This is a genomic window from Rhodococcus sp. IC4_135 (genome assembly GCF_011602025.1).
Classification (GTDB): Bacteria; Actinomycetota; Actinomycetes; order Mycobacteriales; family Mycobacteriaceae; genus Rhodococcus_F; species Rhodococcus_F baikonurensis.
In genome coordinates this window covers 148,032-161,600 of sequence record NZ_JAAOLG010000004.1, presented here as the reverse complement: position 1 = coordinate 161,600, position 13,569 = coordinate 148,032, and the positions used below count along the sequence as shown (strand labels likewise).

General features: G+C 63.9%; 13 protein-coding genes. 6 read left to right on the top strand and 7 right to left on the bottom strand.

The genetic code is table 11. The features are described 5' to 3' along the window. Nucleotides 1-147 precede the first annotated feature (147 nt). Nucleotides 148-504, bottom strand: a complete 357-nt coding sequence (locus G8767_RS11000; protein WP_166810175.1) for a hypothetical protein — start codon at nucleotides 502-504, stop codon at nucleotides 148-150. Nucleotides 505-693: 189 nt separating this feature from the next. Between G8767_RS11000 and G8767_RS10995 the strand changes: the two genes are divergently transcribed. Next, on the top strand, nucleotides 694-1,032 hold the full coding sequence (locus G8767_RS10995; RefSeq protein WP_003944971.1) for an RNA polymerase-binding protein RbpA: 339 nt from the start codon (nucleotides 694-696) through the stop codon (nucleotides 1,030-1,032). 331 nt (nucleotides 1,033-1,363) lie between these two features. On the opposite strand, the gene G8767_RS10990 is transcribed toward G8767_RS10995, so the two are convergent. The 4 genes from G8767_RS10990 to G8767_RS10975 form a co-directional block, all read right to left on the bottom strand. Beyond that, nucleotides 1,364-2,209 (bottom strand): hypothetical protein, encoded by an 846-nt coding sequence (locus G8767_RS10990; protein ID WP_166810174.1) that lies wholly within the window; start codon nucleotides 2,207-2,209, stop codon nucleotides 1,364-1,366. Nucleotides 2,210-2,301: 92 nt separating this feature from the next. After that, on the bottom strand, nucleotides 2,302-3,870 hold the full coding sequence (gene lnt, locus G8767_RS10985) for an apolipoprotein N-acyltransferase (RefSeq protein WP_166810252.1): 1,569 nt from the start codon (nucleotides 3,868-3,870) through the stop codon (nucleotides 2,302-2,304). A gap of 37 nt (nucleotides 3,871-3,907) precedes the next feature. Next, nucleotides 3,908-5,542 (bottom strand): amidohydrolase, encoded by a 1,635-nt coding sequence (locus G8767_RS10980; protein WP_166810173.1) that lies wholly within the window; start codon nucleotides 5,540-5,542, stop codon nucleotides 3,908-3,910. A 12-nt stretch (nucleotides 5,543-5,554) separates the two neighbouring features. Continuing rightward, entirely contained in the window at nucleotides 5,555-6,115 is a 561-nt protein-coding gene (locus G8767_RS10975; RefSeq protein ID WP_095970121.1) for an FxsA family protein, read from the bottom strand. A 251-nt stretch (nucleotides 6,116-6,366) separates the two neighbouring features. On the opposite strand from G8767_RS10975, the gene G8767_RS10970 reads away from it, so the two are divergent. After that, nucleotides 6,367-7,026 carry a hypothetical protein gene (locus G8767_RS10970; protein WP_095970261.1) on the top strand — a complete coding sequence of 220 codons (660 nt, stop codon included), beginning with the start codon at nucleotides 6,367-6,369 and terminating at the stop codon, nucleotides 7,024-7,026. A 37-nt stretch (nucleotides 7,027-7,063) separates the two neighbouring features. Here G8767_RS10970 and G8767_RS10965 read toward each other — a convergent pair whose 3' ends face one another. After that, entirely contained in the window at nucleotides 7,064-7,723 is a 660-nt protein-coding gene (locus G8767_RS10965; RefSeq protein WP_003945024.1) for a response regulator transcription factor, read from the bottom strand. 57 nt (nucleotides 7,724-7,780) lie between these two features. Next, on the bottom strand, nucleotides 7,781-8,944 hold the full coding sequence (locus G8767_RS10960; RefSeq protein WP_166810172.1) for a sensor histidine kinase: 1,164 nt from the start codon (nucleotides 8,942-8,944) through the stop codon (nucleotides 7,781-7,783). Between the two features lie 38 nt (nucleotides 8,945-8,982). Here G8767_RS10960 and G8767_RS10955 point away from each other — a divergent pair, with 38 nt between their 5' ends. The 4 genes from G8767_RS10955 to G8767_RS10940 are packed head-to-tail and all read left to right on the top strand — an operon-like array spanning nucleotide 8,983 to nucleotide 13,564. Continuing rightward, on the top strand, nucleotides 8,983-9,750 hold the full coding sequence (locus G8767_RS10955) for a TSUP family transporter (RefSeq protein WP_095970119.1): 768 nt from the start codon (nucleotides 8,983-8,985) through the stop codon (nucleotides 9,748-9,750). 30 nt (nucleotides 9,751-9,780) lie between these two features. Beyond that, complete coding sequence (locus G8767_RS10950; protein ID WP_166810171.1) at nucleotides 9,781-11,301, top strand: TldD/PmbA family protein; 1,521 nt, start codon at nucleotides 9,781-9,783, stop codon at nucleotides 11,299-11,301. Then, nucleotides 11,298-12,659 (top strand): metallopeptidase TldD-related protein, encoded by a 1,362-nt coding sequence (locus tag G8767_RS10945; protein WP_166810170.1) that lies wholly within the window; start codon nucleotides 11,298-11,300, stop codon nucleotides 12,657-12,659. Before G8767_RS10950 ends, G8767_RS10945 begins: the two co-directional genes overlap by 4 nt. Further along, complete coding sequence (locus G8767_RS10940) at nucleotides 12,659-13,564, top strand: TIGR01777 family oxidoreductase (protein ID WP_166810169.1); 906 nt, start codon at nucleotides 12,659-12,661, stop codon at nucleotides 13,562-13,564. The genes G8767_RS10945 and G8767_RS10940 overlap by 1 nt, the downstream gene beginning before the upstream one ends. The last annotated feature ends 5 nt before the right edge of the window (nucleotides 13,565-13,569 follow it).

Genomic DNA, 13,569 nt, shown 5'->3' with positions numbered 1-13,569 from the left:
CGTCGACCTCGACGAAGGGTCGCTTCGAAGTCCGAACCTCCCCGAAGGTCCGAACTCAGGATCAAAATTTGTCGTCGTCAGGCGTCAGGAGCACCGCAGTGCTGCAGTGCTCGACGCAAGGCTAGAAACCGGTTGCCCACACCTGCTTCACCGGAAACGTTCGGCTTCACGGGCAAGTTCGGTCAACCGTTCACATAACTGCGTGAGCTCGGAACTCTGGGCGCCCTCGGCGACAGCTGTCGCTACATCTTCGGCGGCGCAGCGAACCTCGAACATCCGATCCACCAGTTCGACAGCCTCGATTGCGGTCAAGATGACGGCATCAGCCGGGATGGACGTGCCCTTGACGGCGTTGCGCTGCTCGTATGCGCGCTGGCGACAGGACTGGCTGCAGTACCGGCGTCGTCGACCCACTCCCGTGACCGCAACCTCGCGGCCACACCACGCACACGGATTTCCGGAACGCGCAGTCTGCGGTGATCCGACGCGTGTGCTTTCAGCCATGAGTCGACACTGTACTCGAGATTCGGACGCCTTCGATGAACGCGCACGGCACCCGGTAAGATGGAGAGGTTGCGTCTTCTCGCCACACGGGAACCAATCGGGTGCTCGTGGCGTTGTAGATGAGTGTGAGCGTCTACTCCCCAAGTCAGGGCGCCCACCAGCGGTGACGAACGAAGAGAGGACACCACCATGGCAGATCGCGTACTTCGAGGTAGCCGTCTCGGAGCTGTGAGCTACGAGACCGACCGTGACCATGACCTCGCGCCCCGTCGTATGGCCAAGTACAAGTGCGAGAACGGCGAGATCTTCGACATCCCGTTCGCGGACGAAGCCGAGATCCCCGGCACCTGGTTGTGCCGTAACGGACTCGAAGGCACCCTCATGGAGGGAACTGCTCCCGAAGCCAAGAAGGTCAAGCCTCCCCGCACCCACTGGGACATGCTGCTCGAGCGTCGCTCGGTCGAGGAACTCGAAGAGCTCCTCAAAGAGCGTCTCGATTTGCTGAAGGCCAAGCGTCGCGGCGCATGAACTAGCACTTCGATCAAGACCGTCCGGTTCTACACCGGGCGGTCTTTCTCGTTCTTCGGGGAGTGATCGTTCACAAGTCGACGTCATACTTCGGCCCTTCTTCGACGTGGCAACTCCGGGATGCCTCGCCGTAGTGAAAAATGTTTCAGCACAGCGTCATTCAGCATCCAGGCGCACTCACGGGCCGACAGTGCGCAAATCCTGGATTCGCGCTGGAGAACCATCGGCACTGCTTCGTGCACCAGTGTGAGCTGTATCCCCCACCCTGCGACACACCAAACTTCCAGCTGTCGAGCGGCGTCCGAATTCGACTGCCCCGAATGTTCGCGGACTAGTCGACGGTGAACCTTCGCATCGCCAGATGCCCGAATACGCCGACCAGAATCAACGTGACGCCCGCGGTCACGGACACCGAGTCGGTTACCAGCCCCGCAATACCGGTCACGGCTACGAACACCGGCAGAAAGTCGAACAGCCTGAAAATCGACTGCGGGGGTTCGGTTTCGCGACCCTGCGCCTGAGCGGCCTTGTTCGGCGCGTACTCGGGATACCACTCGGTGAACGAGATCGCGAAGAACGTTCCGAGCAACTGCAGAATCCATCCGGTCCAGAAGTTGTCACCGTCGTGCAGCCGTGCATCTCCGAACAGGCCCACCGCAGCCGACCAGGTGAAGGCGAGAGCCCACACTGCCGTGATGACGTAGTTGATGCGCAAGAACAGTGGCGTCGTCCAATACTCTTCGGGCGTCGACTCTTTCGCGTACTGCAACGTGAACGGATTACGAAGCAGGATCGACCCGAAGGCAAAGACCACCAGTGCGATGTTGGTCAGTTCCCCGCCCCAGAGTTCGAACCACCGAATCGTGTTCGCCGACGCGAGGAGCCCGATGGATGCCAGAACGCCGAAGAACACGACGTCGAAGACCTCCAACAGCTTCACGGTACCGCCGCGCCGGTGACTGGCCGCCAAGATCAGCAGCGACAACCCGAGCGCAGCGGCCGCGGATTCCTCGAACCTTCCCGGCCCGGAGAGCAAAGACAGCAAGATCCACGGTGACAGGCCGGCGAGAGGTGACTGCAGAACCGCGTCGACGACACTGGTCTTGCGAACTGCAGTCTGGGGCTCGGTCTTCTCAGGCTCGGTCTTCTCAGGCTCGGTCTTGTCTGGCTCGGTCAAGGGAGGCCGCCTTTACGCAGGAACGGGTGGCACAGCGAGTACCCGCGTAGGTGCCCCTCGGAACATCGAGTGCCCGATATCCGTTGCTCGGCTCAGACTGGCGCAGTCTCCTCGGGTGATTGCTCAGCCTGATCTCGGCGCCGGGCTACCACGGCCATGGCAATCGCGCCGACCGCGATGATGCCGAGCACGATCTCCGGCGCCGGCCCTACTCGAGTGGCGAGAGTGGAGCTGGTCGAGAGTGGCACCTTCGCCACCAGTGCCGCCGGCACGAACAGGTCGGTCTGCGAAGTCACTGCACCATCGGGACCGATGATGGCACTGACACCACTGGTTGCGGCGACAACGACGGCGCGGCCGTGCTCGACTGCCCGCACACGAGACATTGCCAGCTGTTGATACGTCATCTCGGTGTCCCCGAAGGTGGCGTTGTTGGTCGGTACCGCCAGCAGTTGCGCACCGTTGCGCACCGATTCCTGGAACGCTCGGTCGAACGCCACCTCGTAGCAGGTCGCGACGCCGATCGGCACACCCGCTGCGTGGACGACGCCGTTGCCCTCTCCGGGTACGAAATTACCCGCACGATCGGCGTACGAGGAGAAGTTCCGGAAGAAGCTTCGGTAGGGCAGGTATTCGCCGAACGGCTGAATGATCTTCTTGTCGTGCTGTTCCTGAGGACCGTTGGCGCCGTCCCACACAATCGCCGAATTGGTGGTCGTACGATCGGCATTCACGAGTACGGTGCCGACAAGAATCGGCGCTCCGATGGCTTCGGAGGCTCGGGTGATGTCGGCCGCGGCATCGGCGTTCCGCAGGGGGTCGATGTCCGAGGCGTTCTCCGGCCAGATCACGACGTCAGGCTGATCGACGCGGCCTGCGTCGACCTCGGCAGCAAGTTTCACGGTTTCGGTGACGTGGTTGTCGAGGACCTGCTTGCGTTGCGAATTGAAATCCAAGCCCAACCGCGGAACGCTTCCCTGAATGGCGGCGACGGTGATCGTTCGGTCTCCGGAATCCATGGTGGACAGGAACGGCGACATCACAAGAGCAACGATCACGGGCACGAGTACGGCGGCAACAGCTCCGAAGAATCCGCGGTCCCATCGTTTGGCCGCGACAGCGACGGCAACTGCTGCCAAGCCGGTACCGGTCAGGGCCACCGCGAAGCTGAGCAGCGGCGCACCGCCGACACTCGCGAGTGGGAGGAGCCACCCTTCGGATTGGCCGAATGCGAGCCTGCCCCAGGGAAATCCACCGAAAGGAACGCTGGAACGAAGCCACTCGGTCAGCGTCCAGGTCGCGGCAATCCACAACGGCGCCCACGGCAATCTCGCCACCAGGACCGCAAGCAACCCGAACAGTCCGATGAACAACGACTCCACGGCAGCCAACGCGATCCACGGGACCGCGCCCACGAACACACCGATCCACGGAAGCAGCGGCACCAGGAAACCGAGACCGGCCAGATACCCGTAACCGAATCCGGCACGAAGGCGCAGTCCGCCACGACCGAAGTTCGTCAACACGCATGTCAGAAGAGCGATCCCGACTGGCGCCAGAAACCACAGGGGGCGGGGTGGGAATCCGGCGAAGATCAGGAATCCGCCTGCGGCTGCGTACAGCGAACGTAGCCAGGCGGAACCGGTGAGCACCGCATTCACGCGTGAGCGGTCACCGACGGGCGCCTGGGCGCCGGCCTCACTCACTCGTCGAGCCGCGCTGATAGACAACGCGTCCACGATGAACCGACTTGATGCAGACCGGAATCGGCGCATCTTCCGCCAACCTCGGCAGAGCGGGTACTCGCGAGCGCGGATCGGTAGACCATCGCTGAACCGAATCGGCCGGTGCGCTCACTTCGAGTTCGCCTGCCTCCCACAACACATAGGAGGCCGGTGCGCCCGGATTGAGGGTTCCCGCTGCGCCGTCCCGCACTCCGCCCGCGCGCCAGGCTCCGCGTGTTGCCGCGGAGAAGGCCGCACGCGGCGAGATCCCACTTCCGTCGGTGCGGTGCTGGACAGCGGCGCGCAGCATCGCCCACGGCTCGATGGGGGTGACCGGGGCATCAGAGCTGAATGCGAGCGAGACACCCTTACCGGCAGCGGGTGCAAACGGATTCAACGCTGCTGCGCGGTCGACTCCCAGGCGTGTGGCGTACAGACCGTCGGTGCCACCCCACAGTGCGTCGAACACCGGTTGGACGCTCGCAATGACGCCCAACGCCGCGAAGGTCTCCGCGTCGGCCATCGACATCATTTCCGCGTGCTCGAGACGGTGACCCAGCGCAGCGACCTTGGGGCCACCCAGTTCGTCGGCGACCTTGCGGAACGCGGCAGCTGCCGACGAGACGGCGCCGTCACCGATGGCGTGGAACCCGGCCTGGACTCCTGCAAGCGTGCAGGCCCGGATGTGTGCGGCGATCGCGTCGACGTCGAGATAAGCATTACCCGTCGAATCTGGTTGGTCTGCATAGGGTTCGAGCAACCATGCGGTATGCGAACCGAGCGAGCCGTCGATGAAGAGATCCCCGCCGAGTCCGTGCGCTCCGGTTTTGTCGAGGAGTGCCCGAGCATCCGACTCGCTGTCTACGCGCTCACCCCAATAGCCCCGAACCTCCACGCCGTGGTCGTGGGCCAGCAGTTCCTGGAAGTCGGTCAATCCCGAGATGTCCGGTCCTCCGCACTCGTGCACGGCAACGATCCCGCGGGAGGCGCACAGATCGAGCGCCGCGGTGCGGGCAGACGCGCGCTGATCTTCGGTCAGCAGGTTCCGAGCGGCATTGCGCGCGAGGTGGTGTGCGTCGAAGGTCAACGGGCCGTCGGCCGAGTATCCGGCAGTCTCGGCGAGGCCGGAGATCCCGTCGCGCAATGCGCTCGAGCAAGCGGCCGAGTGAACATCGATCCGCGAGAGATACACCTTGCGGCCAGGGGCGGCCGCGTCGAGATCTTCGGTCGACGGCGGCGTCTGATCGGCCCACTCGGTGTCGTCCCAACCGTGTCCCCAGATGACTGCGTCGGGATGGGCGGTTTCGGGGTTTGCCGCTGCGAATGTTCGTACTCGAGAGAGGCATTCGTCCAGTGAGTTCGCGCCCACGAGATCCAGACCGACGAGATTGAGGCCCAGTGCAGTGATGTGGACGTGGGTGTCGACGAATCCCGGAGTGACAAACGCACCGCCCAGGTCTTCGACCTCCGCGGCGGGATGCAACGCCCGTCCGGCGCGCTCGTCGCCGACCCACACGACGGTGCCGTCGGTGATGGCGATCGAGGTCGCATCAGGTGCAAATGAACTGTAGATCCGGCCGTTGACCAGCAGACGAGTAGTCACGAGCACCCAGTCTGCCTGTTAGTACTGCGGCCCCCGCGAACGGGTGGGTGTATCCGTGTCCAGAATCTCACCCTCGAGGACCAGTTCCTTGCCGTTGCTGGCGACGTACTCGGTGGTTTCGGGTGTCTCGACGATGATCTCTCCGTCGATCACCTCGCCGTTTCCGCGCATGCGTGACGCATAGCCGACGGTTCCGGCGAAGGCGTCACCGCCGGCGGCAAATGCTGCTGCACGCTTGCCTGCCAAGAGGACCGCCAGTGGGCGGAGCGCCCAGCGGGTCGGTGGAATCAGAAGGAGAAGTCCCAGAACGGAAGTCACGAGTCCGGGCACGAACATCAAGGCGGAACCCGCAGCCACCAAGGCGCCGTCGGCGACCGCCAGTGACGGCGACCCCTCACCTCGCGTGGCCTTGCGGAAGCCGTCCATGACTCGTCGCCACTGCGAACGCATGAGGATCAATCCGACAAGCGAACCGGCGAGAAACAGCAGCACTGTCCAGGCGACACCGATGGCGTTGCCCACGATGACCAAGGCTGCGATCTCGACGATCACGTAGAGGAGGAATACGGCGGCGATCATGACGTCCCCTTTCAGACGGTCTATTCGTTCAACGCTCGGGGGGCCGGTTTTTCTCCCGACAACGACGCAGAGGGGCAAAAACAGTGGGGTGCCGTGAGTCACACGGGCCTCCCGTCGCTCACGTGCGACTTGCCTGGCGTTAACTAACGCTCCGCTAACGATTCTAAACCTCAAGTTGACGTTGAGACTCTGCGCATGGTCAAGTCACTTCGGGCCGCATTTCCCGGCCTCATGAAGTGAAGGAGCCCGACATGAGCCGACTCCCCGGCAAGACACTCGCCCGACGCATTCCCGCTGCCATCGCCGGCACTGCCGCCGTCGTGGCACTCACCGCCGGCAGCGCGATGATCAGCGCGGGAACCGCGGCCGCAGAACCGGTAGTACCCGAAGGGATTGCCGCACTGATCGCGCAGGCCGCAGCCATCTCGCCCGAAGCCTCTGCTGCTGTTCAGCAGTTGATCGGCACGGCAGGCGCTGATCAGATCACGGCCGCCCTCGATCTGCCGGACATCGGCGTCACGAAGCCGCAGTCGTTCATGTACCCCGCGCCGACGGTCGGGTGTGGCGTGGCCGGTGAACCCGTCACCGTCACCCTCAGCTCCGCACAGGCCGGTCCGAACTTCCCGTTGCCGCCGTGGGTCGAGGCCGACCACCTTCGGTTCCAGGCAATCCCGGGTTACGTGGGCATTCCCAAGACCTCAGGGTTGAGTGTCGCCTGGATCAACATCGGCACGTTCAAGGGTGGCATCGTTCCGTTGGACGAGAAGTTGCCGGTACTCGATACGCCGTTGCTCTCGAAGGTTGTCGACACCGGTGACGGCAAGGTGTTTGCCGCCCTGTTCGGCAACGTCGACTACGCGGACGGTAAGACCTGCATCGTGCTGCCCACAGTGGGCGCATTCGATGCCTGAGCAGAGCCAAGCGCTCGCGGCCTGACCGGCGGCCGGCCTACGCGCCCGGAGTCACCAGTCCGGTCTCGTAGGCCAGAACCACCGCCTGCACACGATCACGCAGGTCGAGTTTGGTGAGAATCCGTCCGACGTGCGATTTGATCGTCGATTCGGACAGGTACAGCTGCTGTGCGATCTCGATGTTGGACAGTCCCGTGGCGACGTGTCCGAGGACTTCGCGTTCGCGTTCGGTGAGGACGTCGAGGACCACCGGATCGCGTCGCGGTGCCGGCCCGTCGACGATGAATCTCGACAGCAGCCGACGAGTCACCTTCGGGGAAACAACCGCGTCACCGGCCGCCACGCTGCGGATGGCCGACACCAGATCCTCGGGCGGGGTGTCCTTGAGAAGAAACCCGCTGGCTCCGGCGCGCAGGGCGCCGAGCGCGTGTTCGTCCAGGTCGAACGTCGTCATCACCAGGACCCTGGATTCGATCCCGGACGCGAGAATCTGCTCCGTCGCTTTCACTCCGTCGACAATCGGCATCCGCACGTCCATCAACACGACGTCAGGCTTCAGCGCCACCGCCGCGGCGACCGCCGCGGCTCCGTCACCGGCCTCGCCGATGACCGAGATGTCCTCATGTGCTTCGAGCACCATGTTCAGGCCCATCCGCATGAGTTCCTGGTCGTCGACTAGCAGCACGGTGATGGGCACGGCGTAAACCTATCGGGCCAGAGACGTCGGTGCCAACGCGATTGATCCCGGCCGGTATCAATCGTGGATCTCGAGAGGCAGCTCTGCATACACACGCCAACTGCCGTCGGGGCGTCGTCCGGTCTCGAGCGTTCCGTGCAGTACCGCCACCCGCTCACGCATGCCCACCAGTCCGTTGCCCGAGCCGTGCGCGAAGGTCGAACTCGACGTTCCGTTGTCTACGACCTCGAGCAGTACCGCGGTCTCGGTGCGGCGCACAGTGACTCGGGCCTTCGGGTTTGCGCCGGCGTGCCGGAGAACATTGGTCAGCGATTCCTGGACGAGGCGGTGAATGCCCAGGCTGACCGACGGGCTGACGTCGTCGAGTTCACCGGTCAGCTCGAGGCGCACGCCGAGCCCCGCGGCACGCATCATCTCGACGACCTTGGCGATACCGGCAGTTCCGTGTTGCGGCATCGCGTCGCTGCTGACCTCGGTGCGCAGAAGGGAGACGGTACGACGAAGCTCGGCAAGGGCGTCGCGTCCGGTGCTGGAGATGTTGCCGAGCGCCTTCTTGGTCAACGCCGGATTGGAATCGACCGCGTACGAGGCGCCATCTGCTTGCACGATCATCACACTGACCGCGTGGGCGACGACGTCGTGGAGTTCGCGGGCGATTCGGGTTCTTTCCGTGGCCACCGCGTCCTCGGCGCGTCGATCCCGTTCGTACTCGGCCACTTCGAGTCTGGCGGCCACTTCCTCGTCGTAGGCGCGGCGCGCGCTCAAGAACTCGGCGGTGATCCAGGCGAGTGCATACAGCAGTGTCGCAATGATGATCGTGAGGATCACGTCTTCGCGGATCACGAGCAACGAGAGAGTCATGTCCAGGGCCAGGAAGCAGGCGAAGATCGCCCCGGTACGTCGATCGACATAGGCAACGAGGGTATAGAGCGAGACCCCGAGAGCCAGCAGGCCTGGATGTTCCGCAGCCGGATCCCCCGATGCCCACATCACCAGGGTTGCGAAGTACGACATGGACAAGATGGACGCTGCCGAGGTGCGCGGAAACTTGCGGCGCCACACGACCGGCAGACAGATCAGAAACCCGACGACGAGCTGAGGCCATCTCTCCTCGCGAGGCGAGCTGACGAACGTGACAACTTCGAGCGCGAAGAACACGAGCGCCAGAGCGCTGTCCGCGATCATCGGCTTTCCTCGCAGCCACAGGCTGAACCTCCGCATGTGCTCAAGAGTGTCACAGCTGTGAAAGAGTCACCGCCGTGGATATTGCTGATTGGGGACTGCTGATGACGGCAGCGACGGCGGCGGGTTGGGTGGACGCCGTCGTCGGCGGAGGCGGATTGATTCTGTTGCCCGCACTCTTTCTGGTCGCCCCGCAATTGACCCCGCAAGCGGCGCTGGCCACCAACAAACTCACGGCGTTCACCGGGACAAGTGCCGCGGTGTACACGTTCTCGCGTCGAATCCCGATGGAGTGGCGGCAGATGGCGCCGGCAGCCGCGTTGGCTGCGGTGACGGCCGCGTGCGGAGCGGCTGCCGTTTCACTGATCGACAAGAAGTACTTCATTCCGATCGTGATGGTGGTCCTCGTCGCTGTCGCCGTCTTCGTGACACTGCGTCCGACGCTGGGGACCACGATCGCCACTCATCGTCCGACGCAGCGCAAGACTGTCCTCGTCCTGCTGCTCTCCGCCGGGCTCATCGGCCTCTACGACGGTCTGCTCGGACCCGGTACGGGCACGTTCCTCATCATCAGCTTCGCCACCTTCCTCGGAACCGAATTCGTTCGGAGCGCAGCGATGGCGAAGGTGATCAATCTCGGCTCCAATTTCGGCGCGCTCGCGTACTTCGCCGTCACCGGGCATGTCTGGTGGAGTTTGGGTTTGGCGATGGCGGTGTGCAACGTTCTCGGCGCGGTCATCGGTTCGCGGATGGCGTTGAGCAAGGGATCCGGGTTCGTCCGGATCACGCTGTTGGTTGTCGTGATCGCCATGGTGATTCGTCTCGGATGGCAGCAGTTCGGCTGAGATCAGCGGTCGTCGACTAGCGTCGTGTGCGTGACCGTCACCCGAGATGTCGATGCAGATTTCCTCGCCCTCCCGTTGCGAGCTGTCGCTGATGCGGCGCTGTCGGCGGCGAAAACAGCCGGTGCCCAGCACGCCGATGTTCGTGTCCACCGCGTGCTCACACAGTCGATCCGGTTGCGCGACGGCGTAGTTCAGGCTGTGTCGGACGGAGACGAGATCGGGGTCGCCGTCCGCGTGATCGTCGACGGCACGTGGGGATTCGCCTCTCACGCCGAGGTGTCCCCTGACGTCGCGGCTGCGCTGGCACGCCAAGCGGTCGAGGTCGCGAAGGCATTGCGCTCGCTCAATCGGGATCCGGTCACCCTCGCCGACGAGCCCGTCTACGCCGACGCGACGTGGGTGTCCCCGTATCTCGAAGATCCCTTCGCGGTGCCGACGGCCGACAAGGTAGCCCTGCTGGTCGACTACTCCGGACGGCTTCAAGCCGCTGACGGCGTGGACCACGTCACGGCGAGTGTCCTCCAGGTCAAGGAGCAGACTTACTACGCGGATCTGGCCGGTTCGTCGATCACCCAGCAACGGGTGCGTCTGCACCCCGAACTCGAGGCGACTGCCGTCGACAAGTCTGCCGGCAGCTTCGAATCGATGCGTACCTTGGCGCCGCCGGTAGGGCGCGGATGGGAGTACCTCGGGGAGCAGAGCACGTGGAACTGGGGCGATGAGCTCGCGCAGATCCCGGAGTGGCTGGCCGAGAAGACCAAGGCGCCCACTGTCGATGCAGGTCCGACCGATCTCGTGATCGATCCGACCAATCTGTGGCTCACGATCCACGAATCCGTCGGGCACGCCACCGAATACGACCGCGCAATCGGCTACGAAGCGGCCTACGCCGGTACATCGTTCGCGACGCCGGACAAGCTGGGAACGCTGAAATACGGAACGCCACTCATGCACGTGACCGCCGATCGTAACGAAGCGCACGGCCTGGCCAGCGTCGGATTCGACGACGACGGAGTCGCCTCACAACGGTGGGATCTGGTCGCCGACGGAACACTGGTCGGATATCAACTCGATCGAGTGTTCGCGCCGAGACTGGGACTGACGCGTTCCAACGGCTGCTCGTATGCCGACTCCGCACATCACGTTCCCATCCAGCGTATGGCCAACGTCTCGCTCTCCCCCGATCCCCATACGGACACCTCGACCGCAGACCTGATCTCGCGCGTCGAGAATGGCATCTACGTCGTCGGAGACAAGTCCTGGTCGATCGACATGCAGCGCTACAACTTCCAGTTCACCGGTCAGCGGTTCTTCAAGATCCGCGACGGAAAGCTCGACGGCCAGGTGCGTGACGTGGCATATCAGGCGACGACTACGGACTTCTGGGGCTCGATGGAAGCCGTCGGCGGTGAGTCGACGTGGCGCCTGCAAGGCGCATTCAACTGCGGCAAGGCGCAACCCGGCCAGGTTGCGGCGGTCAGCCACGGCTGCCCGTCCGCTCTGTTCCGCGGAGTCAACATCCTCAACACTCGTTCGGAGGCTCAGCAGTGATCGATCCGCAGCAAGTCGTCGAGCGTGCATTGGCCGCGAGGACGGTAGACGAATCGTTGGTGATCGTGACCGATGCGAGTGAGGCGTCGCTGCGGTGGGCCAACAATTCGATGACCACCAACGGAGTGTCGCTGTCCCGGACGTGGACGGTGATCTCGATCGTGCGCGAGGGAGACATCGCGAAGGTGGGCACTGTCAGTTCCAGCAGTGTCGATCCGGAGCAGATTTCTGCACTCGTGAAAGCAAGCGAACAAGCTGCGCGCACAGCCACTCCCGCCGACGACGCGTCCGACCTGATCACCCAGTCGGCGGCCGAGACCGACTGGGGCCTGCCGCCCGCCCTGACCGACATCGGTGTCTTCGCGCAGTTGGCTGCCGACCTGTCCACGGCCTTCGACGGCGGTGACCAGCTGTTCGGGTTCGCCCACCACCAGATGCACACCACCTGGCTCGGATCTTCGACGGGCGTGCGACGCAGAACTGCTCAAGCGACCGGCTCCGTGGAGATCAACGGTAAGCGCGGTGACGCCAGCGCTTGGGTCGGATCGGGGACCGTCGATTTCAGCGATATCTCGATACCGAACCTGTTGTCGCAATTGACCACTCGACTCGACTGGGCGGGCAATATCGTCAGCCTGCCTGCCGGCCGCTACGAGACGATTCTTCCGCCGTCGGCTGTGGCGGACCTGATGATCTATCTGATGTGGACCATGGAGGGCCGCGGCGCCGAAGAGGGGCACACCGCACTTTCCTCCACAGGCGGCACGCGGATCGGTGAGAAACTGGGTGCCTTGCCACTCACGCTGACCTCCGACCCCGGCGCCGAGGGCTTGCAGTCCGCGCCGTTCGTGATCACGACGTCGTCGAGCGAATCCGTCTCACTGTTCGACAACGGTATGGAGATCGAACCCGTCGACTGGGTCCGAGACGGGGTTGTCAATGCGCTGGCGTACCCGCGCCACGCTGCACGAGAATTCGGTCGACCTGTCGCAGTTCCCGGCGACAATCTCATCCTGACCGGTGGTGACGACACCTCGATCGAGGACATGATCGCAGGTACCGAGAAGGGTCTACTGCTCACAACCCTCTGGTACATCCGTGAGGTGGATCCGACGACGCTGCTGTTGACCGGACTCACCCGTGACGGGGTGTATTTGATCGAGGACGGCAAGATCGTCGGCGCCGTCAACAACTTCCGTTTCAACGAGAGCCCGCTCGATCTGCTGCGGCGGGTCACCGAGGCTGGACGCACCGAGATCACGCTTCCCCGCGAGTGGAAAGACTGGTTCACTCGGACAGCGATGCCGCCAATGCGCATTCCCGATTTCCACATGTCCTCGGTCAGTCAGGCGCAGTGATGGCGAAGGTCGTGATCGCCGGTGGCACCGGTGCTCTCGGCCGCCGGATCAGCGACGATCTCGCCGACCGTGGGTATGACGTCGTGGTCCTGACTCGATCACCGAAACCCGGTCGGCACAGGCAGGTTCAGTGGGACGGTGTCACGGTCGGCGACTGGGCAGGAGAACTCGACGGCGCCGCGGTGATCAACCTTGCCGGCGAGTTGGTCGATCGCCGACCCACCCCGGCAAACATCGCATTGCTCACCAGTTCCCGAGTCGATCCGACCCGCGCGCTGGTCGAAGCGTCGAAACTACTGGCGAGCCCTGTTCCGGTGTGGATCCAGGCGAGCACGCTCGCGATCTACGGCGATGCGGGTGAGAGCCGATTGGACGAGGATTCTCCTCTCGCTGACGGGCCGCCTCAGATGACCGACGTCGCAAAGGACTGGGAGGCATCGGTCGAGGGCGCCAACACGTCACGAGTAGTGATCCTGCGGACCAGCGTCGTCCTGGAAAAAGGCACGCCGGCACTCGAACGACTCCTGTTGCTCGTGCGTCTCGGGCTGGGTGGACGCGTTGCCTCGGGTAGTCAATGGACCAGTTGGATTCACATCGACGACTGGCTGTCGATCGTGCGGTGGGCCCTGGAACCCGATTCAGCTGCCTCGGGCGTGGTCATCGCGACTGCTCCGGATCCCGTCCGGAACTCAGAACTGATGGCCGGGCTGCGCAAGCACCTTCATCGCCCACCTGCGCCGCCGACGCCCGCATTCATGGTCAGAATCGGCGCGTTCCTTTTGCGCAGTGACGCTGCCCTGGGCCTGACGGGTCGTCATGCCGTGTCGAAAGTGTTGGCGGACAACGGCTTCTCGTTCACCTATCCGCGGTTCGATTCAGCGTTGGACGATCTGCTCGGCAACTGATGCGC

Coding starts and splice junctions, on each gene's coding strand:
- G8767_RS11000 (WP_166810175.1), bottom strand. CDS start 504: ATGGCTGAAAGCACACGCGTCGGATCACCGCAGACTGCGCGTTCCGGA.
- G8767_RS10995 (WP_003944971.1), top strand. CDS start 694: ATGGCAGATCGCGTACTTCGAGGTAGCCGTCTCGGAGCTGTGAGCTAC.
- G8767_RS10975 (WP_095970121.1), bottom strand. CDS start 6,115: ATGATCGCCGCCGTATTCCTCCTCTACGTGATCGTCGAGATCGCAGCC.
- G8767_RS10970 (WP_095970261.1), top strand. CDS start 6,367: ATGAGCCGACTCCCCGGCAAGACACTCGCCCGACGCATTCCCGCTGCC.
- G8767_RS10960 (WP_166810172.1), bottom strand. CDS start 8,944: ATGCGGAGGTTCAGCCTGTGGCTGCGAGGAAAGCCGATGATCGCGGAC.
- G8767_RS10940 (WP_166810169.1), top strand. CDS start 12,659: ATGGCGAAGGTCGTGATCGCCGGTGGCACCGGTGCTCTCGGCCGCCGG.